Consider the following 26568-nt stretch of genomic DNA (forward strand, 5'->3'; position numbering starts at 1 on the left):
GTCACCCTATCAATCGATAAGTTTATCGGCCTTTGTCTCTCGGCCAGTTCTTGCGTCCAGTGTCGGAGGTTCGATTCTTACGTGAAAACATGACTTGTTGGCTTCAAAATCAAGCCGAATGAGTTTGACGTTGGACGCGGAAGACCACTTTGGCAACGTTCTGAGATCCAGCAGATGGCGCCCGGTGGGTGCAGTGAATTTAACACTGTGCTCCTCATCAAAGGCAGGACGGGTTTCATCCAGCCAGAAGAATTGCATGGGGATGGCTTGTGTGCCGTCAGCGCACGAAAGGTTCAGGCTCAGATAGTCGACATCCGTCGGTGTGACCGGTTTCGAAAGCGAAAAGTTGATAAGCGCGTCATTACCAGTGATTTCATAGTCATTGCCAGACTCGCCGTGAATCAGTTGATTGTCGCTGATTGGTATCGCGCTGCTGACAGTCTTGAATTCGCCGGTGTCAGGAAGAAATGCCGCAGGAGGGAAATAAGTAAAAAACTCTGATCGTGCGGCGCGCTCGACGACGGTGACAAAGACATAATCGGGTTTCCACTCTTCTACAAGTTGTTGAAAACGGCCACCGGGTTTGAGTGCTTCACTCCAATGCAATTGAATGACATTCTTGAATGTCGCCGCCATCAAAGGCGACAGCGAGTTACCAAAAGAGTCGCGTAACCACAGCACTTTTTTGTCATTCAAGGCACCTTTTGACTCGACGAGAATCGGCGTGTTCGGCGCCTTGATCGGTAGGTTTGCGCCTTTGGTCAGTGTTTTTTTGCTGTCGAAATCAATCGTCGTCGTGGTGATCGCAAGCGTCGAGGCGCTGATAACGGGCTCTTCATCATCCAGGCTGGCGCTCAAACGAAGAAAATTGGCCAGGTCTCCACCTTTTCTCAGCGGTGTCTCAACGATGGCGTACGCCGTCGGCGATGGCCACACAATGGTTGGGTCGGATATGGCTATCGTTTGCGCAAATGCGCGGAATCCGACGGCAGCGCCGACAGCGTTCCAGTGGGTGTCCGTTTTGTAGTAGAGAGCATGTGGCAGTGTGTTTTTTGCTTCAAGCAACGGAGCACGTAAATCGACGAAACGATTCCCGGAGTCCTGCGAGATCAAGGCATCGGTTGGATTATGCGGAGCAGGTCGGGCCCACTCGGGTAAGTGTTCGGGATAGATCGTGCCTTTGTTGGGACCGATCATGAGCCGAAAGACTTTGACGCCTTTACCTGTCAAATAAGCATCCCAGGCGGACATCGCAGCTCCGATCTGCTTGCCGAGCGCCAGATCTGTTTCGGATGCAGCGCGTCGGTCTTCGGACAGTGTACTGAGGTACATGTCTCCAAGGTATAACCAGCCGTCCTTTCCGATGATGACCTGTTGCGGGTCAGTGCTTATGCCTAAAGGATAAAGAACGGCAGCTGCCCATCTGGGAGCGAAATCCATGTTGTAGAGGAATGCCTTGCTCTTCCAATTGATAGCACCACGATTGGGCGCCTCAAAAATATTGATTGCGGGTATGGAGAGAAGCACCAACAAGTTGAGCGCAATAAAAAAGATTACTTTACGTTTCATGATTGTTGGCATCAAAAATTAAAGTAAAGGAAAACGGTGCTGGTAGCGGCCAACGAGAAGCACATCGCGATCGAAAACAGAGCCGCACCATACAATGTTCTCCATTTTCCGATGGTTCCGTTTGCCATTTCCATTGAGTTTTTCCGGCTGATCAGCACGAACGCAAGCATGATCGCTACATAGGTCGGTATGAGGCCAATCGAGCCGGTTGGCAGATAGCGGATCAGGACATCGGACAGCCAGCCTCCCCATGCCAACTCGTGGGTGGATAAAGAGGCAATTTGTTGGCCGGCAGCAGACTTGAAGTCGACCATTCCGCTGAGTACTCGCATGGCATCGTCCAGAGTCTTGGCCCGGAAGAAGACCCAGGTGATGTTGACGAACATAAACGTCACGATCCAGGCGAGTGCAGTGGGCATAGGGCAGCGCAGCTGTTTCCAGAATCTGTGGATGACCAGCGCTGCGCCGTGCAGAGCTCCCCAAATGACAAACATCCAGGTTGCGCCATGCCATAGGCCACCCAGTACGAAAGTGGCGAACAGGTTTACGTACGTGCGGAACTCACCGGAGCGGTTGCCCCCGAGCGGTATATACAGGTAATCGCGTAAAAAACTGCTGAGCGTGATGTGCCAGCGGCGCCAGAAATCCTGGATGTCGAGGGCTTTGTAGGGGGAGTTGAAGTTTATTGGCAGCCATATATTGAAAAGTAACGAGGCACCGATCGCCATGTCGCAATATCCGCTGAAATCAAAATACAGCTGAAATGTATAAGACAGGCTGGCCGCCCACGCTGAATAAAAGTCGAGAGCATGGTTGCCATCAAAACCGGCAGTGGCCCACACCGCAAAACTATCGGCAATGACAACTTTCTTGAAGAGCCCTATTGAAAATATAAATAACCCCTTGAGGATGTTTGAGTATCTGATGCTCAGGGTCCAGCGAGACGCGAATTGCGGCATTATTTGCCGGTGATGAACAATCGGGCCGGCAATGAGGTGGGGGAAAAAAGTGACGAAAAGTGAGTAGTTAAGAAGATCGTACTCTGCAGTTTCTCCTCGGTAACTGTCCACCAGATATACAATTTGTGTGAAGGTGAAAAAGCTGATCGCCAAAGGCAGTAATATATGCGGCAGGGGATAATCTGTGCCCAGTACGGTATTGATATTACTGAGTAGAAAGTCTGTGTACTTGAAGTACCCGAGCAACAGTAGGTTGGCCGCAATGCCCGTGGTTAATACGACTTTTCTGTTGATTGCGTGATGTGGTTTTCTATTTTCCTGGGCTGGCAGGTAGGCTTGAGCGAGCCCGGTGCCAATGGCGAAGTTCATGAAAATCGATCCCAGTATCAAAGGCAGATACTGGATATCCCAATACGCATAGAAAAACAGGCTTGCGGCTACCAGCCAGACCTTTCCGGCAATAATCAGGCGCCGATGGTTCAGCCAAAAATAAACGAAAAATGAAATAGGCAAGAAAAGAAGTATAAATTGCCATGAACTGAAAATCATGTTTTGAAAAGGCCGTTTTGGGCTAGATGACCTAGCCAGGTTTTTATGATGTCGAATCAGCTTCAAATATCGCTGGCAATTTAACCGAATTATCTTGGGTGGAGCAAATCGCGTCGACACCAAGCAGTGGTCAACATTTGAATGAGGCGTGTAATACAGCGCGTCTGATCTGCAACAAATAAGCAGCAGCGCCCACGTACTCTGGGCCATCCCTATATCCAATAGCCCCTGACAGCCCCTTCCTCAAACAAGGGGCTTTTTTGTATCTGGAGAAAACCGAAATGGCACACCGCCAAACTTACACCGTGCTCATTCCATTTCCTACCGGAAATGGACACTGGTCGAGCGCCGGCCAGCAACTTGACCTGCTCGACGTGGAGGCCAGTGCTTTGTTCACTGCCGGTCGCCTTGCGCTGAGCGACAACAACGGGGTCGATCAGTCGACCGCAATGACTAACCAGGCCAAAAAGGCCACTGCCAAGAAGGCTGACTAACCATGGCTGAGGTTCTGAACTTCGAGCACAACGGCATTACCGTCAATGCCACCGAATCCCCCGAGGCCATGGGTGGCCTGGGTGACAACGTCATCGGTCTGGTCGGCACCGCGCCGAAAGCCGATCCGCTGATTCCGCGTAACGCCCCGTTTCGCATCAACAGCTTCACCACCCACGCGCTGCTCGATCCGACCGGCGCTGAAGAGGGCACGCTGTATCACGCCGTCTACCAGATCCTCAAAGTGGTCAAGGTGCCGGTGTACGTGGTGATCGTCGAAGCGGGCGCGACCCCTGCTGACACCGTTAACGCGGTGATCGGCGGCGTTGATCCAACCACCGGCCGCAAGCTCGGTCTGGCTGCGCTGGGCAGTGTCCCGGAAGACCTGACCATTATCGGTGCGCCGGGTTTCACCGGCACCAAAGCGGTGGCCAGCGAGTTCGCCTCGTTCGGCAAGCGCATCAAGGCCCGTGTGGTACTGGACGGCAAGGACGCTTCGGTCGCTGACCAAGTGGCTTACAGCCAGGAACTGGGCGGCGCCGATCTGGGTTTCGACCGTTGCCTGGTGGTGCACAACATGCCGGCCGTGTACTCGAAAGCGGCGAAGAAAAACGTTTTCCTGTCGCCGTCCAGCCTGGCAATTGCCGCGCTGGCCAAGGTCAAGCAGTGGGAGAGCCCGGGCAACCAGGTGACTTACGCCGAAGACGTGTCTCGGGTCGTTGAGTACAACATTCTCGACACCTCCACCGAAGGCGATCTGCTCAACCGCTACGGCGTCAGCTACTACGCTCGCACCGTGCTGGGCGGCTTCTCGCTGCTGGGTAACCGTTCGATCACCGGCAAGTTCATCAGCTACGTCGGTCTGGAAGATGCGATCAGCCGCAAGCTGGTCAAGGCCGGCCAGAAAGCCATGGCCAAGAACCTGACCAAGTCGTTCATGGATCAGGAGGTCAAGCGCATCAACGACTGGCTGCAGACCCTGGTCGCCGACGAAACCATTCCTGGCGGCAGCGTCTATCTGCACCCGGAACTCAACAGCGTCGAGAAGTACAAGAACGGCACCTGGTACGTGGTCATCGACTACGGCCGCTACGCGCCGAACGAACACATGGTTTATCAACTCAACGCCCGCGATGAAATCATCGAGCAGTTCCTGGAGGACGTTCTCTAATGTTTACCAACCGCGTAAGACAGGCCATCGCGGCCACCCTGCAAGGCCTGCCGTTGTCGGCGACCGTGGAAGAGTTCACTCCACCGAAGATCGACTTCGAGATGGAGAACATGACGGGCGGGCGCTTCATCGTTGAGGAAATGGCCAAGAGCGCCAAGGCACTTAATGCCACGCTCAAGCTGCAAGGCACTGGCGCTGAAGTGCTGCTGGCGATGGGCGTGAAACTGGGCGACGACATCCTGCTGAACGTGCGTGAAGCCGGTCAGGATCAGGACGGCAACACCTGGTTCACCTATCACACCATCGGCGGCAAGCTCAAATCCATGGCTGAAGATGCAATCAAAATGGGTGGCAAAGCCCTGACGACTCTTGAGTTCTCCTGCCGCACCTACAACCGCCTGGAAAACGGCATTCCGGTGATCGACATCGACGTGCGCACCCAGAAGTTCGTGCTCAACGGTGTCGACATCCTCGGTGATGCGCGTCGTGCGGTGCTGATGCCGTAACCCGGCACACCGCAAAACCTGTGGGAGCGAGCCTGCTCGCGAAGAGGCCACCACATTCGCTACCTATGTGACTGTAAGACCGCTTTCGCGAGCAGGCTCGCTCCCACACTGGGCCGGGTTGACTGGCTCCTTTGCGCAACACCCCCTCAAGAATCACCAAGGAATTCATACATGTCGTGGATGCCACCCAAGCATGACCTGCTGTCGCCGATCACCGGCGACGACGGCGCGCAGATCGAGCAGATCCAGCTCAAGCCATTGTTCTACGCCGCACAGAAAGAAGCGCTGGAACGCGCTGGCGATGATGAAGACGATCAGTTCTTCGAACTGGCGCTGCTCGCCACCGGCCTGTCGATCAAGGAACTCGACCAGCTCAAACGCCCGGACTACGTGAGCATCGCCCAGTACGTTCACGAGATGTCGACCCGTCCGGCGGCGTACTTTCTGGAGCAGGTCGAGGACGCGGAAAAATCCGCCGATCCCGACGAAGTACAACTGCTGCAACCGCTTGCCGTGACCGGCCGCACGGTGACCTCGCTGTCACTGGAAATGCCCGCACTGCGCGCCACCAAAGTGATGAAGAAACTGAAAACGGCCAAGGAACGCGCCGAGTTCATCACCGCCCATTGCACCGGTCTGATGATCCCCGATCTGGCCCAGCTCAGCGTCCCTGACTGGACCCAATTGCAGGTGCGCATCGACGATTTTTTAAACCAGCCGGCGGCCTACTTTCGGAACGCGACATCGAAGTAATCCTCGATATCGTCCCGCTCATTTACCCGGTAAGTGAGGCGGAGATTCTGGAATGGGACGCCGAAAAGGCGTTGCGCCGCTACGACATAGCGATCACTCGCCTTGGCGTGAAACAGGAGTAGAGCGGCATGGCAGACACAAAGTATTCGCCAATGCTGGCCACCATCAATGGCAGCGTCGGGGTCAGCGACACTGGCCTGGCAAATGAGCGGTCAGTCACCGATGCGCTCGCCAAACCGCTGGCGGATCTGAAGTTGGTGATCGTGACCGCAAGCCAGGACATCCGGTTGCTGATCAAGGAGCAAATCAAGCTCCGGGAAGTCATGGCCGCGCTGCAATCGCTGTCGAAGATCAGTGCAGCAGCACCCGCGACCGCGAGTGCACCGAAGTCAAAGCTGACGGCGGAGATCGAGCAGCGTCCACCCCCGGCATCCATGCAGCCCTCCATTGCACTCATGACGGCAATGGACAAGCTGAAACGACTGCCGGGGATGGACAGCGATCTCAGCAGCATGGCGATTGCCAACCTGAAAATGGCCAGTGATCCGGCGGTGGCCGGCAGTGGTGCGACTGCGGTGAATCTGGCCGAAGTCGAACACGCGGCGGGCAGGTCCGGTGTGGGTGCCAATCTCACTGGGGATGCCAAGGAAAAAGAACTGCTGGATTTCGGCGGTGATGCCGCAGCGAATGCGACGGCGTTTGGCATTGAACTGAAAGCGGCTGGAGAAATGCTGGCCGTCTGGCGAACCTCGCTCAAGCTCGATCGGACGCAAAGTCAGGGTCTGGCCGATGCCAGCGTTCACCTTGAGAAAAATTCGCTTAAAGCGACGGCAGCCGACATCGGCTCAGTGGTACAAAATTCCGGCGAGGCAGGGGTAGCGGCGGGGATTGCCCCCGAGCAACTCGCCGCCTTGGCGGCTGCTTTGCTCAACGCCGATGTGGACAAGTCTGGCGCTGCTGCCTCGGTGAAGAGCATCAGTGCGGCGCTGGTCAAAGGTGCCAAAGGCTCAGTTGCCGAACGTACGGCCTGGGCAACACTTGGACTTCAGCCAGACCAACTCACAGATGACGTACCGAAAACGATCTCCGTCGCCCTTGAGGCGCTGAAGAAACAGCCGGCGAGCCAGCAATCTGCGCTTATCAAGACGTTGTTCAGCGGTGACCAGGGCGTCAGCAAACTGTTGGAAAAACCGCAAGACGTCGAAAAGACCTTTGCTCTGCTGACAGCGAAAAAACCGCTCGATCCACAGACCGAGCTGCTGAAGAGGTTGTCCAGCGGTGGCGACGGCTTGCATCAATTGATGGCAAAACCTGCCGAGACACCATTCTTGCCGGTCCCACTTGTGGGGCCGAGTCAGAGTCTGGAGCCGCAATACAAAGGTGCGGTGCAAAGGATCGCTGATCCGGCAGGGGGCAGCCCGCAACAAAGCTGGAACGCACTCGACGCGAGTATCAATCGATTGCTGACAGCGGCAGCGCCGGATGCGCAACGGGTGGATTCGATCACCACGGGTGTGAACTGGATGGCGGAAAAAGCCGAGGCGAATCCGAAAATTGCCACCGGTTTGGGGGTTGCTGCGGTTGGGCTTACGGCGATTTTGGCGGTGGTGCTTGGAAAGGTCTTCGACCGTTTCACCGACAAGCTATTACAGAGCGCTGCATCCAGATTGCCCTACGGCGACTGGATAGCCAAAGTTGAGCGCCCCGAAGAGAAGGAAGCCACCGCCAAAGAATCAACGACGCCCACCGACCACAACTCGGGTGGATCCGGAAAGGATAAACCCAAGGGGGGCTCGTTGCGGCCCCGTCAGGCAAAAAACCGGCCTCGCTACAGAAAAAAAAGCAAAGTTGGCGGCAAACCGCTGAGAGATCCCAGAGACTTTGTTGCGCCCAGCTCCGATTTCGTGGAGCAGCCATTACTTGGCGGTGGGGAATGGCCCGCGAGCATGACGGCGTTCGCCGGCTCATCGGGCGCCAGTCCGATGCGTGCGGCACCGTTGTCCGGTACCTACGCCAAGGCTGGCGCATTGCTTGCCAAAAAAGCGCCGCCGCTGCGTCTGCTCAGCGCGGGTTATGAGTTGGTCAATGGCGTCATGCACGGAGACACCCGCTCAGTGGTGTCATCCGGCGCCTCGCTGGCCGGATCTTCAGCGGGAGCCGCTGTCGGCGCCGCGCTCGGCACGCTGATTCTGCCAGGTGTGGGCACGGCGATTGGTGGGTGGCTCGGAAGCATGGCAGGGGGAGCCATTGGTGAATCGCTGGGCGACAAATTAGGCAATCAAGTCGATCGCCTTGGCTCTCCTGCACAGGTCAGTAAAGAACTGATCGCAACCTCTGCAACCTCTGCAACCTCTGCAATCCCGGCGGCACCTGCAGTCGAAAATGCCGGTCAGCCTGTCACGTTCAACTCCACCATTCACATCAATGGTCAGGATCAGACCAGCGCCCAGGCGCTGGCCAATCTGGTGGTGCAGACGACCATGGGGCAATTGGCCCAGATCATGCCGACCAACCCCCTCGCCACCCGCCGTGACGCAGCCCTGACCGATGGAGTCGCCACATGAAACAGCAAATGGCACTGGGCAGTTTCATCTTCGGCCTCTCGCGCAACTTCGCGTACAGCACGCTGGCGCGAAAGTCCGACGGGGGCTGGACCGACATACAGATCCTGACCAGCAAACCCAAGTCCAGTCAGACCGGGCAAAAAGCGGAAACGCTGACCATCAGCGGCACCTCGATGTATGCCGTGGCCATGGATCGACTCGATGAGTTACGCGCACTTCAGGCACTGCGGGTGCCGCTGCCGTTGATTGACGGCATCGGTCGCAACTGGGGCCTGTGGCGGATCAACAGCATCGACGAAAACCAGAGTGAGGTCATCGATGACGGCACCGCGATGGTGATCAAGTGGGTGGTCGGATTAACGGAGTTCAACAATGCGTAAGGTACGAAGCGTGGCTGGCGATTCGGTGAATCTGCTGCTCTACCGCGAAACCGGTCGCAGTGATGACGCCGCCGAAGAGGCGCTGTGGAAACTCAACCCGACCCTCGCCGAACAGGGGCCAGTGCTGCCCGCCGGGGTCTGGGTCGTACTGCCGGAACTCGATTTGAAACCGGCCACGATCAAGCCGCTGACGGCCTGGGATTAAGGAGGACGCATGGCACTGGGTTTTACCCCGGCGATAAGAATCTACGGAGCCCATTCGGCCCTGCTCAATCAACGCCTGATCAGTTGGGAGCACATCGATGCTGCCGGTTTCGAGTCCGATCAGTTGACCCTGACGATTGATCTCGAAGGCCTCGAGGGGCTGCCGAACCTGGGCGGGAAAATCGGCCTGGAGGTCGGTTATCTGGAATCGGGACTGGTCGACAAGGGCCAGTTCAAAGTGACGCGCCTGACGCCGACGCTGTTCCCGTTCCGCCTGACCCTGGTGGCCACTGCGGCGCCGTTCAGCAAGGATGATGAGACGGGCTTCAAGCAACGCCGCACCGCCAGTCATGGCCCGACCACATTGGGTGCGCTGTTTCACGAACTGGTATCGCTCCATGGCTTCTCACCGCGCGTCGCTCCCGAGGTGGCGATGATCAGGATCGAGCACATCGACCAGTCCAACGAAACTGACATGAGCTTTCTGACGCGCCTGGCGAAAAAGTACAACGCGGTGACCAAACCCTATGACAACGTGTACGTGCTGGCCCGTCCCGGCCAGACCAAGTCGTTGTCGGGCCAGGTGCTGGCGGACGTGACGTTATCGGTGACCAGTAACAATCGCCCCGGCGATCACGCGTTCATCAGCGCCACGCTGGAGGAGTCTGCCCGCGAGCAGACCAAGGGTTGCAAGACCTGTTTCTGGGATGGCGCCGCGGGTGTGTTGCGCTGGATCGAAACGGGGCTTGCGCCGTTCAAGACCCTGCGCCAGAAGCAACCCAACGAAGCCGATGCCATCGCCGTCGGCGAGGGCGAAGTGCGCAAGATGCTGCGCCAGAAGTACAAGGTGAAGATCACCTGTCCCGGCGATCCGCGACTGTCGGCCGAAGGCCTGGTGCGGCTCGATGAGACCTGGCCGGACTTCATGCGCGGACGCTGGTCGATCGACAAGGTCACGGCCAGTGGCAATCGCGAGAACAGCTATCGCTGTGTGATCGATGCATCGTGCCTCGACCCCAAGGCTGAAGCCGGGGACTGATTCCCTCTTTCTCAGAGCGACACAAATCCCTGTGGCAGCGGGCTTGCTCGCGAAAGTGCCGGCACATTCAACATTGATGGCGACGGATACAGCGCCTTCGCGAGCAAGCCCGCTCCCACAGTGGATCTGCGGTGTTTTCCTCAATTTCACTCAACTCTGGAACACCACCATGAAGATCACCCCGATCCTCACGCAACTGCGTGCGCAATGCCCTGGCCTTGCCAATCACATTGCGGTGGGTGTCGATCTGGCTTTGCTGCAAGGCAACGCCGATCTGCCGACACCTTCGGCCCATGTCCTGCCACTGGCCGATCCGGCCAGTAACGGCACCGCGCAAAACCTCACCTCGCAACCGATCCGCGACCGCTTCGAAATCGTCCTCGCACTTGACGCCAGCGACGGCACAAAAGCGCTGGATCTGTTGCACGACCTGCGCGCCGAATTGTGGCGCGCGCTGGTGGGGTTCAAACCGGGCACCGACTACAGCGCCATCGTTTATGACGGCGGCGAGATGGTCTCGATCAACAGCAGCCGCGCCTTCTACCGGCTGCGCTTTTTTGCCGAGTTCCAGCTCGGCCGCAATCTGCCGAGTCAGCCTGCGGAGAGTTGGCACGAACGTGAACTGGACGGTTTGTCGTCCTTTACCGGAGTCACCGTGCGGGTCGATGCGATCGACCCGGCCGACCCCAATCTGAAACACCCGGGCCCTGACGGGCGCGTGGAACTGACTTTCTCTGGAGACGTAACCCCATGAGCAATCGCATCACCGTACTGCCGGCCGCTGGCCGTGCCGTGCCTGACCCGGAGGCGGGCGATCTGCTGCCCCTCGAAGGCCGTGAAGTGCTGGACAGCGCCTGGTGGCGCCGGCGTCTGGCCGACGGCGATATCACACTCAAAACCGCAAAAGCGGCTAAACCACAGGGAGCCAAATAATGGCGATCGGATTCAGCAACATCCCCGCGGACATTCGTGTACCGCTGTTCTATGCCGAAATGGACAACTCGGCCGCCAATAGCGCGAGCTCGACCCTGCGTCGTTTGATCGTCGCTCAGGTCAACGACAACATCGCGCCGACCGAAGTCGGCAAACTGGTGTTGGTCTCCAGCGTTGCGCTGGCCAAAAGCATCGGTGGTCAGGGCTCGATGTTCGCCTCGATGTACGAGACCTTCCGCAAGGCCGACCCGATCGGCGAGATCTGGTGCCTGCCGCTGCACAACGCTGAAGGCGCGATCGCCAAAGGCGTGCTGACCCTGACTGGCACCGCGACCCAGGCGGGCGTGCTCAACCTGTACGTCGGTGGTGTGCGTGTGCAGGCCACCGTGGTCAACGGTGCCACCGCAGCGCAAGCGGCCACTGCACTGGCGCAGAAGATCAACGCCACGGCCGATCTGCCGGTGAGCGCTGCCGCTGCCGAAGGTGTGGTCACCCTGAATGCCAAATGGACTGGCGACAGCGGTAACGACATCAGCCTGCAGTTCAATCGCCTGGGCAAGAGCAACGGCGAAGAAACCCCGGCCGGCCTGACCACCGCCATCACCGCCATGACCGGCGGCGCCGGTGTGCCGGACCAGGTGGCGGCGGTTGCCGCACTGGGCGACGAGCCGTTCGAGTTCATCGCACTGCCATGGTCGGATCTGTCGACCCTCAACACCTGGCAAGCGGTCATGGATGACAGCACCGGTCGCTGGTCGTGGGCCAAGCAACTGTTCGGCCACGTCTACAGCGCCAAGCGCGGCACCGTCGGCACGCTGGTCGCAGCTGGCCAGGCGCGCAACGACCAGCACATGACCATTCAGGCGCTGGAGCCGGGTGTACCGCAACCGTTCTGGGTACAAGCTGCAGCACTGGCTGCGCGCACCGCGGTGTTCATCTCCGCCGATGCCAGCCGTCCGACCCAAAGCGGCAGCCTGCCGGGCGTTGACCCTGCACCGGCGAGTGAGCGTTTCACCCTGACCGAGCGTCAGTCGCTGCTCAACTACGGCATCGCCACTGCCTACTACGAAGGCGGTTACGTGCGCATCCAGCGTTCGATCACCACCTACCAGAAGAACGCTTACGGTCAGGCCGACAATTCCTACCTGGACAGCGAAACCATGCACCAGTCGGCGTTCATCGTGCGCCGCCTGCAGAGCGTGATCACCAGCAAGTACGGTCGCCACAAACTGGCCTCCGACGGCACCCGTTTCGGCGCCGGCCAGCCGATCGTCACCCCGGCGACCATTCGCGGCGAGTTGATCGCGCAGTACGCCAAGCTGGAACTGGAAGGCCACGTGGAGAACGCCGAGCTGTTCGCCGAGCACCTGATCGTCGAGCGCGACGTGCAGGACCCGAGCCGCGTGAACGTGCTGTTCCCGCCGGATTACATCAACGGTCTGCGCGTGTTCGCACTGCTCAACCAATTCCGTCTGCAATACGACGACGCGGCCTGATCGCCGCGTTTGACCGTAAGCATTCAGCCCACCTCGCGTGGGCTTTTTATTTGAAGGGAGTAACACCATGGGTCAAGTGATTGCAGGCACCTGCTACGTCAAAGTGGACGGTGCACAACTGACTATCAACGGCGGCTGCGAAGCCCCGCTGATGGCCGTCAAACGCGAAACCGTCGTACCGGGTTTCTACAAGGAAACCGACGTCGCGCCGTCGTTCAAAGTGACCGCGCTGCACACCGCCGACTTTCCGTTGAAGAAGCTGATCGAAGGCACCGACATCACTGTCACCTGCGAATTCAGCAACGGCAAAGTCTACGTGCTGGCCGGTGCCTATCTGGTCGAAGAGCCGGTTTCCAAGGGCGATGACGCCACCATCGAACTGAAGTTCGAAGGCATCAAGGGGACCTGGCAATGAGCGGCGCCGTGAAGCTTCAGGTTGCGATCGAAGCTCACGGCGAGCCTTTGACCGAACTCGTCCTGCGCCGTCCGACGGTGCAGGAGGTGCGAGCGATCAAGGCGCTGCCGTACAAGATCGACAAGAGCGAAGAAGTCAGCCTCGACATGGATGTGGCGGCCAAATACATCGCCGTGTGTGCCGGCATTCCGCCGTCGTCGGTCAACCAGCTCGATCTGGCTGACCTCAATGCGCTGAGCTGGGCCGTTGCGAGTTTTTTCATGAGTGCGGCGTCGGAGCCATCACCGACCTGATCGCAGTCGCCTATGACCTGGCCTGGTTCTGGAAGGTTGACCCCGAACAGATGATGGCCAGGCCACTGGATGTGCTCCGCGAATCGCTGGAGCACGCGCAACGGATCAATGCGATGCAGCAGGTGCAGTGATGGCGAATACAAATTTGAGCCTGATCCCGCAGAACTTTCCCGTCACGGTCAACATGCTCGTGGTGCTCAAGGGCGCCGAGAAGATGGAGACCGAGATGAAGGGGCTGCGCGGCAAGGTCGCAGCATTCAAGAAAAGCATGGAAGACAGCGGCCTCGAGCCGCTGGACGTGGCCGGCTTCATTGCCGAAGGTGGTCTGCTCAAGCCGTTTCAGGACGGCATCAAAAAGGCCATCGAAGCGCAGGATGCGCTGGCGAAGAAAGCCAGGGCACTCAAAGGCCTGAAAGTGCCCAAGGTGGTGCAGGGGGAAACCTCGGCCAACCTGGCAAAATTCAACGAAGCGCTGGACAAGATCTCGCTGAATATCGGCCAAGCGCTGCTGCCGGCGGTCAACAGTATCGTCACTGCGCTGACGCCGGTGATCACGTCGGTTGGCCAGTTCGTGGCCAACAATCCTTACCTGGTCGAAGGGCTGGCGGCCGCTGCCGTGGCGTTCACGGTGGTGACGGTCGGGGCGATGGGGCTGGTGGCTGTGCTGGGGATTCTGACTTCACCCATTGGCCTGATTGCCGCCGCCATCGCCGGGGCCGTTGCGCTCATCGTGATCGGTGCGCGGTTGATCACCAATAACTGGGCGTCGATTTCCGGGTTCTTCGGCGGGATGTGGGACTACGTCGCGGCGGCGTTCAACGCCGGCGTGGCGAAGACCGGGCAGGCGATCGACTCGATGGGCGCGTGGATCAGCAAAAAGTGGGGAGAGATCCGCGCGGACTTTTATGCTGGAGTCGATAGCGTCGGCAAGTACTACGACGACTTGGTGGCGAAGGCGCAAGCGGGTATCGCCAAGCTCAAGGCAATGTTTGATTTCTCACCGAGTGAGGTGTGGGACAAGGCACTGGCGAAGGCCAGCAGCGTCGTCAGTGATTTCTTCGCCAGCACGATGGCGGATGCGCAAGCGGGGATCGACAAGCTCAAGGCGAAGTTCGATTTCTCACCGCGTGAGGTGTGGAACAAGGCACTGGCGAAGGCCAGCAGTGTCGTCAGTGATTTCTTCGCTGGCGCACAGGCCAAAGCGTCTGCCGGGCTGGACGCGCTCAAGGCGCAGTTCAGTTGGTCGCCGACGCAGGCAATCGCGGGTGCCTGGGGCACGGTGAGCAACGTGTTCAGCGATCTGCTGGGCGGTGTTGCCGGCAAGGCTGCGGCGCGGTGGGAGCAGGTCAAATCGATCTTCACCCAATCGCCTGTGGCGATGATTGAAAGTACCTGGCAACCCGTGGCCGGGGTTTTCTCGGCACTCGGGGATGTCCTGCGGGCGTCGATGGCAGCGCTGCAAGACAACCTGCGCAACGTGTTCGACGTATTGCCGGTGGAATCGGCAACGGCGGCCTGGAACGGCGTAACGGGATACTTTTCCGGCTTGTGGGCATCGTTGACCACGGATGCACAAACGGTAAAAGGCGTGTTTGGCGATCTGTTCAGCCAGTCACCGCTGGAGTCGATCCAGCAGAAATGGCAGCCGGTGCTGACCTGGTTCAGTGACATGTGGACCAAGTTGCAAGGCATCTTCGGGCAGGTCAAAGAACTGCTCGGCGGCAACTTCACAGGCTTCTTCGCGACCCTTGCCGGCACCAGCACAACGGCACCTGCGGGCGGCGCAGCGTTGCACAGCACGCTGCCGCAAACCTCCAGCGCGCTGATCCAGCAAAGCGCCGCCAACAATCGTACGCAACTCGAAGGCGGCCTGACGGTGAGCTTCGTCAATGCACCGCTCGGGATGCGCACCGATCAACCGCAAAGCAATCAACCGGGCCTGGCGTTGTCATCGCGCATCGGCTATCGCTCGCTGTCGGCAGGAGGTTCCAATGAACTGGCGTGACCGTTTGTTGCCGGCATCGTTTCGCGGTGTCGGTTTCTGGATCGATCAGGCGAAAACCCCGGTCGGTCGCAAAGGTCAGTTGCACGAATATCCGCAACGTGACCTGCCGTATTTCGAGGACCTCGGCCAGCAGGCCAAGACCCACGACCTGACGGCTTTCATCATCGGCGCCGATTGTCTGGAGCAGCGCGACAAGCTGCTCAAGGCGTTGGAGCAGGGCAGTGGCGAGTTGGTGCACCCTTGGCTGGGACGCCTGCAAGTCAAGGTCGGTGAGTGCGACATGACCCACACCCGCCAGGACGGCGGGTTGGTGACGTTCAGTCTGAAGTTTTATCCCGATCAGCCGTTGCCGTTCCCGACTGCCACCGTCAGCACGCAGAAAGTCTTGCTGGTCAAGGCTGACACGCTGCTGGGTTCAGCGGTGGCGCGCTTCGAACAGGCGATGACGCTGATCAAGGCTGCGCGGATCGGCATCGCCAATCTGCGCAACAGCCTGACTGGCGTTTATGAAGTGATCAAAGAGCAGCTCAAACCGCTGATCGAGCAATACCGGCAGATCACCGAACTGGTCAAGGCCGTCAAGGAATTGCCCAAGGAAGTGGCGGCGGAGTTCAAAGGCTTGCTCGGCGATATCAAGGAGCTCAAGGCGTTCGCGAAGGAGGGCTACCGTGGCGTGATTGCCGACGTGTCCCAACAACTCGAAGCCATTCGCAAGGCTGATGCGCCGAAGATCACCACCGGCAAGGACACCAACGCCGCGGCGCAAGCCATGGCCGATCTGGTGCAGGACACGATGCTGGTCAAAGTGGCGCAGTGGGTGGCGTCGATGCCGGTGGCGACCCCAGCGGTGAAACTGTCGTCGACACCTTCGGTGGCTCATCAGGCGGATCAACCCGTGACCCGTCAGGAAGTACCGGTGACCGATGAAATGAAAGCGCTGCAGAAGGCGGTCGGGGTGGCAATTGATCCGATGCTGGACAAGGCCGATCCCAAGCACCACCAGGCGATCAACGATGTGAAGGAAGCGCTGCTTGCGCATCTCAAGGCAGTGGCGTCATCCGGTGTGCGACAGGTCACTAAATCGTTCCAGGAAAGCCTGCCGGCGCTGGTTGTGGCCTACAAGCAATTTGCCGACGCCACACGGGTGACTCAAGTGACTCAGAGCAACGCGATGAACCATCCGGGCTTTTCCCCCAACGACGTGAAAGTGTCCAGGGAGTGAGCCATGAGCGAGATGGATAACCGCGTCACGTTGACCGTCAACAACATGGAATACGGTGGCTGGAAAAGCGTGGAAATCACGGCTGATCTGGAGCGCCAGTTCCGCACTTTCAAACTGGATATCACCTGGCAGTGGCCGGGGCAGACGGTGGACCAGCGGATCAAGCCGGGTGACCCCTGTGAAGTGAAAATCGGCCAGGACCTGGTGCTCACCGGCTACGTGTTCAAGGCCCCGATCAGCTACGACGGACGCCAGATCAGCCTGAGTATCGAAGGCAGTTCCAAGACTCAGGACCTGGTCGATTGCGCGGCCACCAACCGGCCCAATCAATGGCAGGAGCAACCGTTGCTGAGCATCGTTCAGGCGCTGGCCATGGAATACTCGTTGATGGTGGTCAATGAAATTCCCGAGACTGCGCGGCTCGCCAAGCACACCATTGTGCCCGGCGAAACGGTGTTCCAGTCGATCGACCGGTTGCTCTCGCTGTTCCGGGTGTTTTCCACCGATGACGCGCAGGGCCGGCTGGTGCTGGCCAAGCCTGGCAGCGGTGGCCGGGCCAGCGATGCGCTGGAGCTGGGCAAGAATATCCTGTCGGCCAACGCCGCCATGGATCAGAGCCAGGTGTTCTCCGAATACCGGGTGATCGGCCAGCAGAAAGGTTCGGACAAAAAGAGCGGGGCGGCGGTCAGCGAGGTTGAATCCAGCGCGACCGACCTCAGCTTCAAGCGTCGACGCACCACCATCATCAACGAGGGCACCGCGCTGACGTTCGAACTGGCCCAGCAACGCGCCCAGTGGGAGAGCGCCACCCGTATGGGGCGGGCGCAGACCACCACGTATCAGGTGCAGGGCTGGCGCCAGGCCAACGGCGACCTGTGGCGGCACAACACGCTGGTCAAGGTCACGGATCCGGTGCTTGGGTTTGATGGCGACATGCTGATCTCCAAGGTCACTTATTCGCTATCGGCACAAGGCTCGGTAACCACGCTGCAAGTGGCGCCGCCGCATACCTTCGATCCTGATCCCACACCCCCGAAAAAAACCTGAGCCTGACACCGAACCCCTGTAGGCGCGGGCTTGCTCGCGAAAGCGTCGGCAGCTCCAACACCTCATTGACTGACCCACCGCTTTCGCGAGCAAGCCCGCTCCCACATTTTGTCGGTGTCGGGTCTGCTCCTTGAGGACACCCCATGAGCCTACTGACACGCCTGCTGGCGCGCGGCACTGTCGTGCTCGCCAACTCGGCTTCCAAGCTGCAATCGCTGCAAATGCGCCTCACCGCCGGCGAAGTGAACGACGACATGGAGCATTTCGAACCCTACGGTTTCACCAGCAACCCGCTGGCCGGCGCCGAGGGCATCGTCACTTTTCTCGGTGGCGATCGTTCCCACGCCATCGCCCTGGTGGTCGCCGACCGTCGTTATCGCTTGCAGTCGCTGGCCGCCGGTGAAGTGGCGATCTACACCGACGAGGGCGACAAAATTCACTTCAAGCGCGGGCGGATCATCGACATCGAAACCGCCACGCTGAACATCCGCGCCAGTACCGCGGTGAACTTCGACACGCCGGTGATCAACCAGACCGGCAAGATCGTCTCCACCGGCGATCAGCTCGCCGGTGGCATCAGTCAGATCAAACACGTGCATGTCGGCGTGCAGGCCGGCAGCGGCCAGACCGGTGCGCCGGCAGGAGGCAAATGATGTTCATCAGCCAGAACCTCCACGCCGCACTGACCCGCGCCGTGCTCATCAGCCTGTTCACCTGGCGACGCGCCGCCGATGACGACGCTCTCGACGACGAGGAGCGCTTCGGCTGGTGGGGCGACACTTTTCCCACCGTTGCCGACGACCGCATCGGCTCGCGGCTGTGGCTGCTGCGCCGGGTCAAGCTGACCCGACAGACCCAGATGGACGCCGAGTTCTACGCCCGCGAAGCCTTGCAATGGCTGATCGACGACGGCCACTGCAGCGCCATCGACATCATCAGCGAACGCCTCGACGCCCAGCGTCTGAACCTGCGCACGGTCCTGACCCTGGCTGACGGCGAACGTCTGGACATCAACCCCGATAACAGTTGGCAGGTGAACTATGCCGTTTGAAACCCCTTCGCTGCCGGTGCTGATCAAGCGCACCCAAAGCGACCTGGCCGGCGATTCGCTGCGCCAGTCCGATGCGCAAGTGCTGGCCCGTACCCTCGGTGGTGCCGCTTATGGCCTGTACGGTTATCTCGACTGGATTGCCGAGCAGATTCTGCCGGACAAGGCCGACGAGTCGACCCTGGAACGCATCGCCGCCCTGCGCCTGAACCAGCCACGCAAACCGGCGCAAGTCGCCACCGGCAGCGTCAGTTTTACCGCCACCGCCGGTGCGGTGCTCGACGTCGATACGCTGCTGCAAGCGAGCGATGGCCGCACCTACAAAGTCACCGCCGCGCGCACCACCGTCAATGGCAGCAACACCACCACCCTCGCTGCGCTGGATGCCGGCAGCCTGGGTAATGCCGACGCCGGTCTGGCGCTGACCCCGGTGCAGCCGATTACCGGTGTGGTCGGCAACAGTTTTGTGGTGCTGGCGCCGGGCCTCAGCGGCGGCGTGGCGCGGGAAAGCCTGGAGTCGCTGCGCTCGCGGGTGATCCGTTCCTATCGCGTGATCCCGCACGGCGGTTCGTCCAGCGACTACGAGACCTGGGCGCTGGAAGTGCCGGGCGTGACGCGCGCCTGGTGCCGAGGCGGTCTGCTCGGGCCGGGCACGGTGACGGTGTTCATCATGCGTGACGAAGACCCGCAACCGGTGCCCAACGATGAGCAACTGGCGGAAGTTCAGGACTACATCGAACCGTTGCGCCCGGTGACGGCGGAAGTGCATGTGCAGCGACCGATTCAAGTGCCGGTGGTGTATCGCTTCAAGAGCGTCAATCCGGACACCAGCGCCGTGCGCGCTGCGGTTGAAGCGCAACTGCGCGACCTGCACAACCGCGAGGCTGATCTGGGCGTGCCGTTGCTGATCAGCCATATCCGCGAAGCCATCAGCAGCGCCGGCGGTGAGTACGACCACACGCTGACCGCGCCGGCCGCTGACGTGCCTGCCGGGCAAAGCGAACTGCTCACCTTCGGAGGTTGCGTATGGGGGGCATAAGAACCGCCGCGCAATACCAGGCGCAGTTGCGCGCGCTGCTGCCCAGCGGCCCGGCGTGGGATCCGGAGCGCGTCCCGGAACTTGAGGAAGTGCTGCAAGGCGTTGCTGTCGAACTGGCACGCCTCGACGCCCGTGCCGCCGACCTGCTCAACGAGATGGACCCGGCGGGCGTCAGCGAACTGGTGCCGGACTGGGAACGGGTGATGGAGCTGCCCGACCCGTGTCTGGGCGCTACACCGCTGTTCGACGATCGCCGCCTCGCCGTGCGCCGGCGCTTGCTGGCGGTCGGTAGCCAGGCGATCGGCTACTACCTCGACATCGCCAAAAGCCAGGGCTACCCCAACGCCACGATCACCGAGCACGAAGCCCCGCGCATGGGCCGCTCGCGCTTCGGCGCGGCGCACTGGGGCACCTGGGAAGCGCAGTTCATGTGGACGCTCAACACCGGCGGCCGACTGCTGCTCGGTCGGCGCTACGGTGCGAGCTATTGGGGTGAGCGCTTTGGCGTGAACCCGGGCTCGGCACTTGAGTGCCTGATCCACCGCAGTGCGCCGGCGCATACCAAGGTGCACATCAACTATGACTAGGGAGGAATGACGGGATGGATTATCCGAACAGTGTGCCCAGCGCCGGTCTGGTGAATGGGAAGTTTGTCGATGAAAACCCTATGACCGGCACGCCCGGATCGCTGATTCCGGCAGATTGGGGCAACGGTGTTACGCAGGAAATCATCAACGTGATCAATGCCGGGGGGCTGACGCCGGACGAGAAGAAATACGATCAGTTGCTGCAGGCGATTCAGAGCGTTTCGGCCAAGGGCTGGAATCTGGATTCGGCGTTGCCGATCAGCTCTTTGCCGACCGCGACGGTGGCGACGCCGGACGGTCGCCTGGCGATCACTCCGGCAGCGGTTTCCACGGGTGGCGGGCGGGTATCGATACCGGCCGGTGTGCTGATCAGTCTTGGACAGGAGGTGGTGGCCGGGCAGTTGGGGCGTGCGCGTACGTTCACCACCCAGGTCTGGAGCAGCCCCGATCTGCTGCCAAGTTCCGGTTACTTTTTGCGGGCGCAAGTCATCGGTGGCGTGCTGACTTTTTACATGCAGCGCGGCACGGTCTATGACGCGACCCCGGAAGGATTGAAGGGCACGGTCAATGGTGCGGCGGGTGGCGGCTTCCAGTCGACGCCACTGGACCTTTGCCTGGCGTGGGTTGTCACGGCGGGGCCGGGTTCGATACCCACTGTCAGAGCCATCTACAACCGCAGCCGGTTGTCGTGGACGCAAACGGTCAATGGCAATGGTGTGGTTTATCTGCCACTTGATCCGCATGCCCGTGCGGCGCGGCTGGTGGTGGGTAACCCGACGCCGCATCCGACCGGGATTACCAGCGTGAACTTTGCACCGACCGGATGGTTGGGGGGTAACTACTGCTACCTGAACCCGACGGTCGGTACGTCCAACAACTGGGATGGCTGGGCAACGCCGGGTGGCGCGGCGCTGATTTTTTCCAGCAACGTGGTCAGCGATACAACGGTGTCGACATTGACCGCCAGCTTCGATCACAACGAATTGCGCTCGCTGTGGCAGGCCTATCAGGCCGAACACACTTGGGGCGCAGGCACTGCCGCCAGTGACGAATTGCTGTTCAGCATGGGGCTCAAAAGTGTCGGTCCGGCCGATTATGCCAATGGCATCGCGGTCAACTTCGCTGCGGCGGTGAACGTGAATTTTTCCTGGGAGTTGATCCGATGATCATCATTCAAGAGCTGCATCAGTTCGAGGAAGGCTTGCGTCCGGCCCAGCCGTCCAGTGCCCATGATTGGGATGGAGAAAAATGGCAGCTGAATGCCTCCAGAGTCGCTGAACTGGAACTGCAGGAAGCCGAGCAGCTGTGTTCCAGAGTCGACGCGGCGGCTGACAGTGCACGCGCCTCTTTGGCCGGCGACCCGCTCAAAGCCATGGAGTATGCGCAGGCCGCTGCCGACGCGCAGGCTTATCAGGACGCCGGTTACCCGAAAAAGGAAGTGCCGTTGTCAGTCGCAGCGTGGGTGGTCAAAGGTCGTACGGCCAAACAGGCTGCCGAGCAGATCCTGAGCAAGGCCGATCAGCTCACCGACCATCTGCTGACCCTGCGCACCTTGCGCCTGAAGGCCAAGTACCAGATCCGCGCGCACGCCGCCAAAGGCAATCTCGATCTGGCGCGCAGTGCCGGGGACGAAGCGTTGGCGGCGATTCGCGAAGTGCTCGGCAGCCAAAACCTCTAGATCGCGAATCTTTGCTCCGCATCACCCAGGCCCACTTCAATGTGGGCTTTTTATTTTCAGAAAACATACCGCTATCGGGCTCTCAGTAGTGAGCCTGACGACGCGGTTCATTTGTTATTTCAGAGGAACGAAAGACCTATGGATTATCCAAAAAGCGTCCCCAGCGTCGGTCTGGTCGATGGCCGCTTTGTCGATGAAAACCCGGTGGCGGGTACGCCGGGCTCGTTGATTCCGGCGGTATGGGGCAACAGCGTGACCGAAGAGCTGCTGTCCGTGATCAAGGCCGCCGGAATAACCCCGGCTGAAGGGACCAACACTCAGTTGCTCTCAGCCTTGCAAAAACTCCTGAGCCTGGCCAGTCCGATGTCATCGCGGGTCACTGAAGTGTCGACTTCAAAGGTGCTGGCGCCGGAGGAAGCCGGGCTGGTGCTGATCAGCGCCAGTGCAGCGGATACCACGATCAATCTGCCGGCGGTCAGTACGTTGTCCGGCATTCGCGACTTCATCGTTCGCCGCGTCGATAACAGTAGCAAGCGGCTGGTCGTGCAGGCTTCGGGCAATGACCGGATCAGGTTTCACACGCACTTGTCGGCCAACGGTTATCCGTTCCTGGCGCTGATAGGGGCAGGGGACTGGTGGCACCTGCGCAGCGACGGCACAGGCAACTGGTGGCCGGTCGGTCGGTTCGATGCAACGCCTTTGGGCAGGATCGTCTTTGAAACCTCGACGGCCTCGAATCCCGGTGGCTATGGCGCGCTGGATGGCAGAGAAATGTTGCGCGCCGAATGGCCCTGGCTCTGGGACCACGCTGTTCAGTCCGGCATGTTGCGCACAGAGGCTGCTCGCGCTGGCGGCTGGAGCAGCGGTGACGGGATCAAGACATTCCGAGGCCCGGAGGTCCGTGGCGAATTTATCCGGGTGCTCGATGAACAACGCAACATCGACACCGGGCGGGTCGCCGGCTCCTGGCAGACCGGCACCAACATCACCGGGGATAACGGCAGTGCCCCAGCGGTTCAGGGGATTGGCGATCTGGCGACGGTCGGCGTCGATCCGACCTCGTTTGCCGGTCTTGCCTATTGGTCGAGTGCGGCGTTTGCCGACAATCTGGTCAGTGGCTACTGGGGCATGACGCGTCCGCGAAACGTTGCCTATCCCGCCCGCATGAAACTCATCTGATGCCGGTTTCCCGGTCGCCTTCACCATCAAAAGGAAGCGAACAATGCCTTATTACTATGTAGATGAAATGACCCAGGAAATTGCGGGGCCGTTCGAGCCTATGGTCATTCCCGGGATAGGCGCTCAAATACCGAGCAACGCAATCGAACTCCCTGAACAGTCGCTGCCCGTCGAGGCCGGTCATGCGTGGGTGTGGCGCGATGGACAGGCGGTACAGCTGCTCGATATGCGTGGCCTGGTGTATCGCAAAGACAACGGCTTGCCTTTCCATTGGAACGAGTTCGGCACGCTGCCTGATGACCTGACCGTCAAGCCTCGCCCCAACTACTGCTTCTGGAAGGATGATGATTGGGTGCTGGATGTCGAAGCCGAACGTGCGGGCCAGGCTGCCGAGGCGGATGTCGCGCGCGATAATCACCTGCGCACCGTGGTGATTCGTGTCGCACCGCTGCAATACGCTTACGAGTTGGGCGAGGCGACCAGTGAACAACTGAGCGCATTGCAAGCCTGGAAGCGTTACGCATTGAACCTTGCGCGGATCGAACTGCAACCGGGCTACCCAGCGATTATCGAGTGGCCGGCTGCGCCTGCCCAAAGCGTTGTTACGCCAGCGCTATAACTCGCAATTTCACTGAAACGTTACAGACGGCGTCGTGCTGTCGGCGTTCGGCTGTCTGTAAAAACTGTAGAAGGTTATGACGTGGATTATCCAAAAAGTATTCCCGGCGTCGGCCTGGTCAACGGCGGTTTCGTCGATGAAAACCCGCTCGCCGGTTCCCCGGGATCGTTGATTCCCGCCGCGTGGGGCAACAGCGTCACGCAGGAAATTCTCAACGCGATCAAGGCTGCCGGGCTGACGCCTGATGAGGCCAGGACGGATCAGTTGGCAACGGCCATCGGTGCGCTGGTCGACTTCAGCAAACTGAAAAACACCCCGACTACCTTGGCCGGCTACGGCATCACCGATGCGGTGGGCCGATTGCTGGCGGTGCGGCAGATCGAGACGGTCGGGATCACGGTTTACAAGCCTAATCCCAGGGCCAAACGGATTCGCGTGCGGCTGGTGGGGGCGGGTGGTTCCGGTGGTGGCTGTGGGCCGGTGGCGGCAGGTAATCAAATCCTTGGCGGCGGTGGCGGTTCAGGTGCTTACGCAGAAAGCCTGTATGACGTCACTGCACAAATGCTCGCCGGCGTGCCGGTTTCGCTGGGCGCCGGTGGTGCCGTCAGCAACACCACGGGCCTGGCGGGTGGTGGTGCTTCGTTTGGCGCCTACATGAGTGTTTCGGGAGGCGGTGGCGGGCAGAAACTGGCGATCGTGGTCACCGGTACTTCGTCCGGTTTTATCCAGGGTGGCGTAGGCGGAGCGATTACCGGCGGCAATTTGTGCAGCGCCCGCGGTATCACGGGTGGGTTCGGGATGAGCAACGCCAATTGGGGATTGCTCTCAGGTTGCGGGGCTCCGAGCCCCTTCGACGGCGGGGCATCCTTTACCGGATCCAACACGGCCGGCAACGCCGGCATCCGTGGCTCGGGTGGCAGCGGTTCATGCTCGGTCAACGCTTCGGCGTCAGTCGTCAGCGGTGCTGGCGGTGATGCTTTCTGTGAAATCTGGGAGTACGAGTAATGGCCCGTTATGCACGAATGGAAAACGGTGTCGCGGTCGAGGTGATCGACACCGGCGACTACGCGATCACCCAACTGTTTGCTCCCGCTTTCGTCGAGACGATGGTGCAGGTGCCGGGCGACATGCAGATCGAAATCGGCGCGCCCATCGGTGAACTGCGCCAAGAGATTGCGCCGTTGCCAGCCATGGAAAGTCCGGCCGTTACCCCTGAAACCGTTGTTGCGGAACAAGAGCCTCTGGCGGCCGCGCGCACTTGGCGCCAGTCCAGCCTGGCGGCCACCGAATGGTGGGTGACACGGCATCGCGATGAGCAGGAACTGGGACGCGGGACGACGCTCAAGGCTGCGCAGTATCTGGAACTGCTGGAGTACCGTCAGGCGCTGCGCGACTGGCCTGAATCAAGTCATTTTCCTTCGACAGTTTCCCGACCCTCGACCCCGTCATGGCTCGCTTTCAGAGCAGGAGAAAAGTAATGGATTATCCCAATAGTGTTCCCAGCGCTGGTCTGGTGAACGGAAAGTTTGTTGATGAAGACCCGATCAAAGGCTCGCCGGGCTCTTTGATCCCTGCCAGTTGGGGTAACGGTGTTACCCAGGAAATCCTTGAGGTGGTGCGGGCCGGAGGGCTGACGCCAAGTGAGGCGTCGAATACTCAATTGCTCGGCGCTCTGCGCAGCAACCAATTGTTCCAGACGGCTGCACCATTCGATGCCAGCCGGTCGGCGGCAACGTCTGAGTTTGTCCAGCGCGCACTGGGCAATTATGCCGGGGCGCGTGGTGTGTCTGCCGCGACGCAACTGACGGCAGCGGATGTGGGCTGGGTGATTGGTCTGGGGGGGAACTCGGCGTACACCGTAACCTTGCCGGATATCACCAAGGTCCCTAACGGCGCAACGATCGGCTTTCACTGTCGCAGTAATGCCGTGATCACCGTCGCTTGCATGAGTGGCACACAAATCAGCCCGCAAGGCGCCTATTTGACCTCGATTGTGATGAACAGCGGCGAGAGTGCCAACATTGTCAAAGAGAACGGCATCTGGACGGTTCATGGCACGGCCAGTCTGAAATATGCCGCGCTGTTTTCCGGACTGGTGAGCAACCCCGGATATCAGAAACACGCCAGCGGCAATATCGATCAGTGGGGCTCGGGAATATCGAATGCCGAGGGCAATGTGTACGTGACATTTCCGATCCCGTTTCCAAGGGGCTATTTCTCGCTGGTGGCAACCCATTCGGGAGGCGATGCGGCGATGGTTGCTGTGATCGCATACAACCAGCAGGGCTGCACGCTGAGAATTCGCAATGCTGCCGCTCAAGTGAACGCAGGTTGGTCTGTGAACTATTTTGCAAAGGGGTATTGAATGAACCCGTTCAATGTTTTGTTCAGCGCCAGCACCCGGAGCGCGTATGTGCCGGGTATCAACTCGACGGATATTCCCGACGACGTTATTGAAATTCCTCAGGGCTATTGGATCTCGCTGCTGCAGCAATTGGCGGTCACTCCAAAAATGATTGGCGTGAGTGCCGATAACGGCTACCCGATTCTGGTCGATCCACCGCCACCCTCGCCGGCTGAGGCCGCTGATGCCGAGCGCTTCTGGCGCACGGCGCAACTGGCAGCCACTGATGGTCTGGTGGCCCGTGACCGCGATGAGCTGGAGGACGGCGGCGGTACCACGCTGACTACCGAGCAATACGCGCAATTGCAAACCTATCGCCGTGAGTTGCGTGACTGGCCGCAAGGCTCCTTCTTTCCGCTCAGCGAGCATCGGCCGGTAGCGCCGCAGTGGTTGGCTGCTGCGCTCTAAGCCTTCAAG

The 26568-nt window shown here is 59.9% G+C and carries 30 protein-coding genes; 28 read left to right on the plus strand and 2 right to left on the minus strand.

What is annotated here, in order from left to right; genetic code table 11:
* Positions 1-9: 9 nt before the first annotated feature.
* Positions 10-1569 carry an alginate O-acetyltransferase AlgX-related protein gene (locus tag AC1UK9_RS06225; RefSeq protein ID WP_482579709.1) on the minus strand — a complete coding sequence of 520 codons (1560 nt, stop codon included), beginning with the start codon at positions 1567-1569 and terminating at the stop codon, positions 10-12.
* Positions 1570-1580: 11 nt separating this feature from the next.
* Complete coding sequence (locus AC1UK9_RS06230; protein ID WP_482579710.1) at positions 1581-3077, minus strand: MBOAT family O-acyltransferase; 1497 nt, start codon at positions 3075-3077, stop codon at positions 1581-1583.
* A gap of 281 nt (positions 3078-3358) precedes the next feature.
* On the opposite strand from AC1UK9_RS06230, the gene AC1UK9_RS06235 reads away from it, so the two are divergent.
* From AC1UK9_RS06235 to AC1UK9_RS06370, 28 genes are all read left to right on the plus strand, one after another.
* A complete protein-coding gene (locus AC1UK9_RS06235) occupies positions 3359-3571 on the plus strand; it encodes a hypothetical protein (protein WP_482579711.1) in 213 nt (70 codons plus the stop codon).
* 2 nt (positions 3572-3573) lie between these two features.
* Positions 3574-4740, plus strand: coding sequence for a phage tail sheath protein (locus AC1UK9_RS06240; protein ID WP_025110851.1), 1167 nt, complete (start codon positions 3574-3576; stop codon positions 4738-4740).
* Positions 4740-5246 (plus strand): phage major tail tube protein, encoded by a 507-nt coding sequence (locus AC1UK9_RS06245; RefSeq protein WP_025110850.1) that lies wholly within the window; start codon positions 4740-4742, stop codon positions 5244-5246. Before AC1UK9_RS06240 ends, AC1UK9_RS06245 begins: the two co-directional genes overlap by 1 nt.
* Positions 5247-5417: 171 nt before the next feature.
* Positions 5418-5999: a phage tail assembly protein gene (locus AC1UK9_RS06250; RefSeq protein WP_025110849.1), complete on the plus strand. Its 582-nt coding sequence runs from the start codon at positions 5418-5420 to the stop codon at positions 5997-5999.
* A 128-nt stretch (positions 6000-6127) separates the two neighbouring features.
* Positions 6128-8563, plus strand: a complete 2436-nt coding sequence (locus AC1UK9_RS06255) for a phage tail tape measure protein (RefSeq protein WP_482579712.1) — start codon at positions 6128-6130, stop codon at positions 8561-8563.
* Positions 8560-8943 (plus strand): phage tail protein, encoded by a 384-nt coding sequence (locus tag AC1UK9_RS06260; RefSeq protein ID WP_025110847.1) that lies wholly within the window; start codon positions 8560-8562, stop codon positions 8941-8943. Before AC1UK9_RS06255 ends, AC1UK9_RS06260 begins: the two co-directional genes overlap by 4 nt.
* On the plus strand, positions 8936-9148 hold the full coding sequence (locus AC1UK9_RS06265; RefSeq protein WP_025110846.1) for a tail protein X: 213 nt from the start codon (positions 8936-8938) through the stop codon (positions 9146-9148). The genes AC1UK9_RS06260 and AC1UK9_RS06265 overlap by 8 nt, the downstream gene beginning before the upstream one ends.
* Before the next feature lie 9 nt (positions 9149-9157).
* Complete coding sequence (locus AC1UK9_RS06270; protein ID WP_473014631.1) at positions 9158-10186, plus strand: phage late control D family protein; 1029 nt, start codon at positions 9158-9160, stop codon at positions 10184-10186.
* A gap of 169 nt (positions 10187-10355) precedes the next feature.
* The gene (locus tag AC1UK9_RS06275; protein ID WP_025110844.1) at positions 10356-10940 is read left to right on the plus strand and encodes a phage tail terminator protein; all 585 of its coding nucleotides are present in this window, start codon (positions 10356-10358) and stop codon (positions 10938-10940) included.
* A complete protein-coding gene (locus tag AC1UK9_RS06280) occupies positions 10937-11119 on the plus strand; it encodes a DUF2635 domain-containing protein (protein ID WP_003222219.1) in 183 nt (60 codons plus the stop codon). The genes AC1UK9_RS06275 and AC1UK9_RS06280 overlap by 4 nt, the downstream gene beginning before the upstream one ends.
* Entirely contained in the window at positions 11119-12615 is a 1497-nt protein-coding gene (locus AC1UK9_RS06285; protein ID WP_482579713.1) for a phage tail sheath subtilisin-like domain-containing protein, read from the plus strand. The genes AC1UK9_RS06280 and AC1UK9_RS06285 overlap by 1 nt, the downstream gene beginning before the upstream one ends.
* 67 nt (positions 12616-12682) lie before the next feature.
* Complete coding sequence (locus tag AC1UK9_RS06290) at positions 12683-13030, plus strand: phage tail tube protein (RefSeq protein WP_007964335.1); 348 nt, start codon at positions 12683-12685, stop codon at positions 13028-13030.
* Complete coding sequence (locus AC1UK9_RS06295; protein WP_003222226.1) at positions 13027-13323, plus strand: phage tail assembly protein; 297 nt, start codon at positions 13027-13029, stop codon at positions 13321-13323. The genes AC1UK9_RS06290 and AC1UK9_RS06295 overlap by 4 nt, the downstream gene beginning before the upstream one ends.
* A gap of 130 nt (positions 13324-13453) precedes the next feature.
* A complete protein-coding gene (locus AC1UK9_RS06300; RefSeq protein ID WP_482579714.1) occupies positions 13454-15328 on the plus strand; it encodes a phage tail tape measure protein in 1875 nt (624 codons plus the stop codon).
* Positions 15315-16550, plus strand: a complete 1236-nt coding sequence (locus AC1UK9_RS06305; RefSeq protein WP_025110840.1) for a DNA circularization protein — start codon at positions 15315-15317, stop codon at positions 16548-16550. Before AC1UK9_RS06300 ends, AC1UK9_RS06305 begins: the two co-directional genes overlap by 14 nt.
* Before the next feature lie 3 nt (positions 16551-16553).
* Positions 16554-17597, plus strand: a complete 1044-nt coding sequence (locus tag AC1UK9_RS06310; RefSeq protein WP_025110839.1) for a phage baseplate assembly protein — start codon at positions 16554-16556, stop codon at positions 17595-17597.
* Positions 17598-17740: 143 nt separating this feature from the next.
* Positions 17741-18250 carry a phage baseplate assembly protein V gene (locus AC1UK9_RS06315; RefSeq protein ID WP_025110838.1) on the plus strand — a complete coding sequence of 170 codons (510 nt, stop codon included), beginning with the start codon at positions 17741-17743 and terminating at the stop codon, positions 18248-18250.
* On the plus strand, positions 18250-18648 hold the full coding sequence (locus AC1UK9_RS06320; RefSeq protein WP_473014634.1) for a phage GP46 family protein: 399 nt from the start codon (positions 18250-18252) through the stop codon (positions 18646-18648). The genes AC1UK9_RS06315 and AC1UK9_RS06320 overlap by 1 nt, the downstream gene beginning before the upstream one ends.
* Entirely contained in the window at positions 18638-19684 is a 1047-nt protein-coding gene (locus tag AC1UK9_RS06325) for a baseplate J/gp47 family protein (protein WP_025110836.1), read from the plus strand. The genes AC1UK9_RS06320 and AC1UK9_RS06325 overlap by 11 nt, the downstream gene beginning before the upstream one ends.
* Entirely contained in the window at positions 19672-20271 is a 600-nt protein-coding gene (locus AC1UK9_RS06330; protein WP_025110835.1) for a YmfQ family protein, read from the plus strand. The genes AC1UK9_RS06325 and AC1UK9_RS06330 overlap by 13 nt, the downstream gene beginning before the upstream one ends.
* A gap of 14 nt (positions 20272-20285) precedes the next feature.
* Entirely contained in the window at positions 20286-21437 is a 1152-nt protein-coding gene (locus AC1UK9_RS06335; protein WP_025110834.1) for a hypothetical protein, read from the plus strand.
* Positions 21434-21949 carry a phage tail protein gene (locus tag AC1UK9_RS06340; RefSeq protein WP_482579715.1) on the plus strand — a complete coding sequence of 172 codons (516 nt, stop codon included), beginning with the start codon at positions 21434-21436 and terminating at the stop codon, positions 21947-21949. Before AC1UK9_RS06335 ends, AC1UK9_RS06340 begins: the two co-directional genes overlap by 4 nt.
* A 138-nt stretch (positions 21950-22087) precedes the next feature.
* Positions 22088-23128 carry a hypothetical protein gene (locus AC1UK9_RS06345; protein ID WP_025110832.1) on the plus strand — a complete coding sequence of 347 codons (1041 nt, stop codon included), beginning with the start codon at positions 22088-22090 and terminating at the stop codon, positions 23126-23128.
* Positions 23129-23171: 43 nt separating this feature from the next.
* Positions 23172-23747: a tail fiber assembly protein gene (locus tag AC1UK9_RS06350; protein WP_473014637.1), complete on the plus strand. Its 576-nt coding sequence runs from the start codon at positions 23172-23174 to the stop codon at positions 23745-23747.
* A gap of 81 nt (positions 23748-23828) precedes the next feature.
* On the plus strand, positions 23829-24752 hold the full coding sequence (locus tag AC1UK9_RS06355) for a glycine-rich domain-containing protein (protein ID WP_473014638.1): 924 nt from the start codon (positions 23829-23831) through the stop codon (positions 24750-24752).
* A complete protein-coding gene (locus AC1UK9_RS06360; protein ID WP_482579716.1) occupies positions 24752-25225 on the plus strand; it encodes a phage tail assembly chaperone in 474 nt (157 codons plus the stop codon). The genes AC1UK9_RS06355 and AC1UK9_RS06360 overlap by 1 nt, the downstream gene beginning before the upstream one ends.
* A complete protein-coding gene (locus AC1UK9_RS06365; RefSeq protein ID WP_025110828.1) occupies positions 25225-26112 on the plus strand; it encodes a gp53-like domain-containing protein in 888 nt (295 codons plus the stop codon). The genes AC1UK9_RS06360 and AC1UK9_RS06365 overlap by 1 nt, the downstream gene beginning before the upstream one ends.
* Positions 26113-26559, plus strand: a complete 447-nt coding sequence (locus tag AC1UK9_RS06370) for a tail fiber assembly protein (protein ID WP_025110827.1) — start codon at positions 26113-26115, stop codon at positions 26557-26559. It begins immediately after the preceding gene.
* Positions 26560-26568 lie beyond the last annotated feature (9 nt).

The organism is Pseudomonas sp. AK-TSAG1-1 (assembly GCF_056821665.1).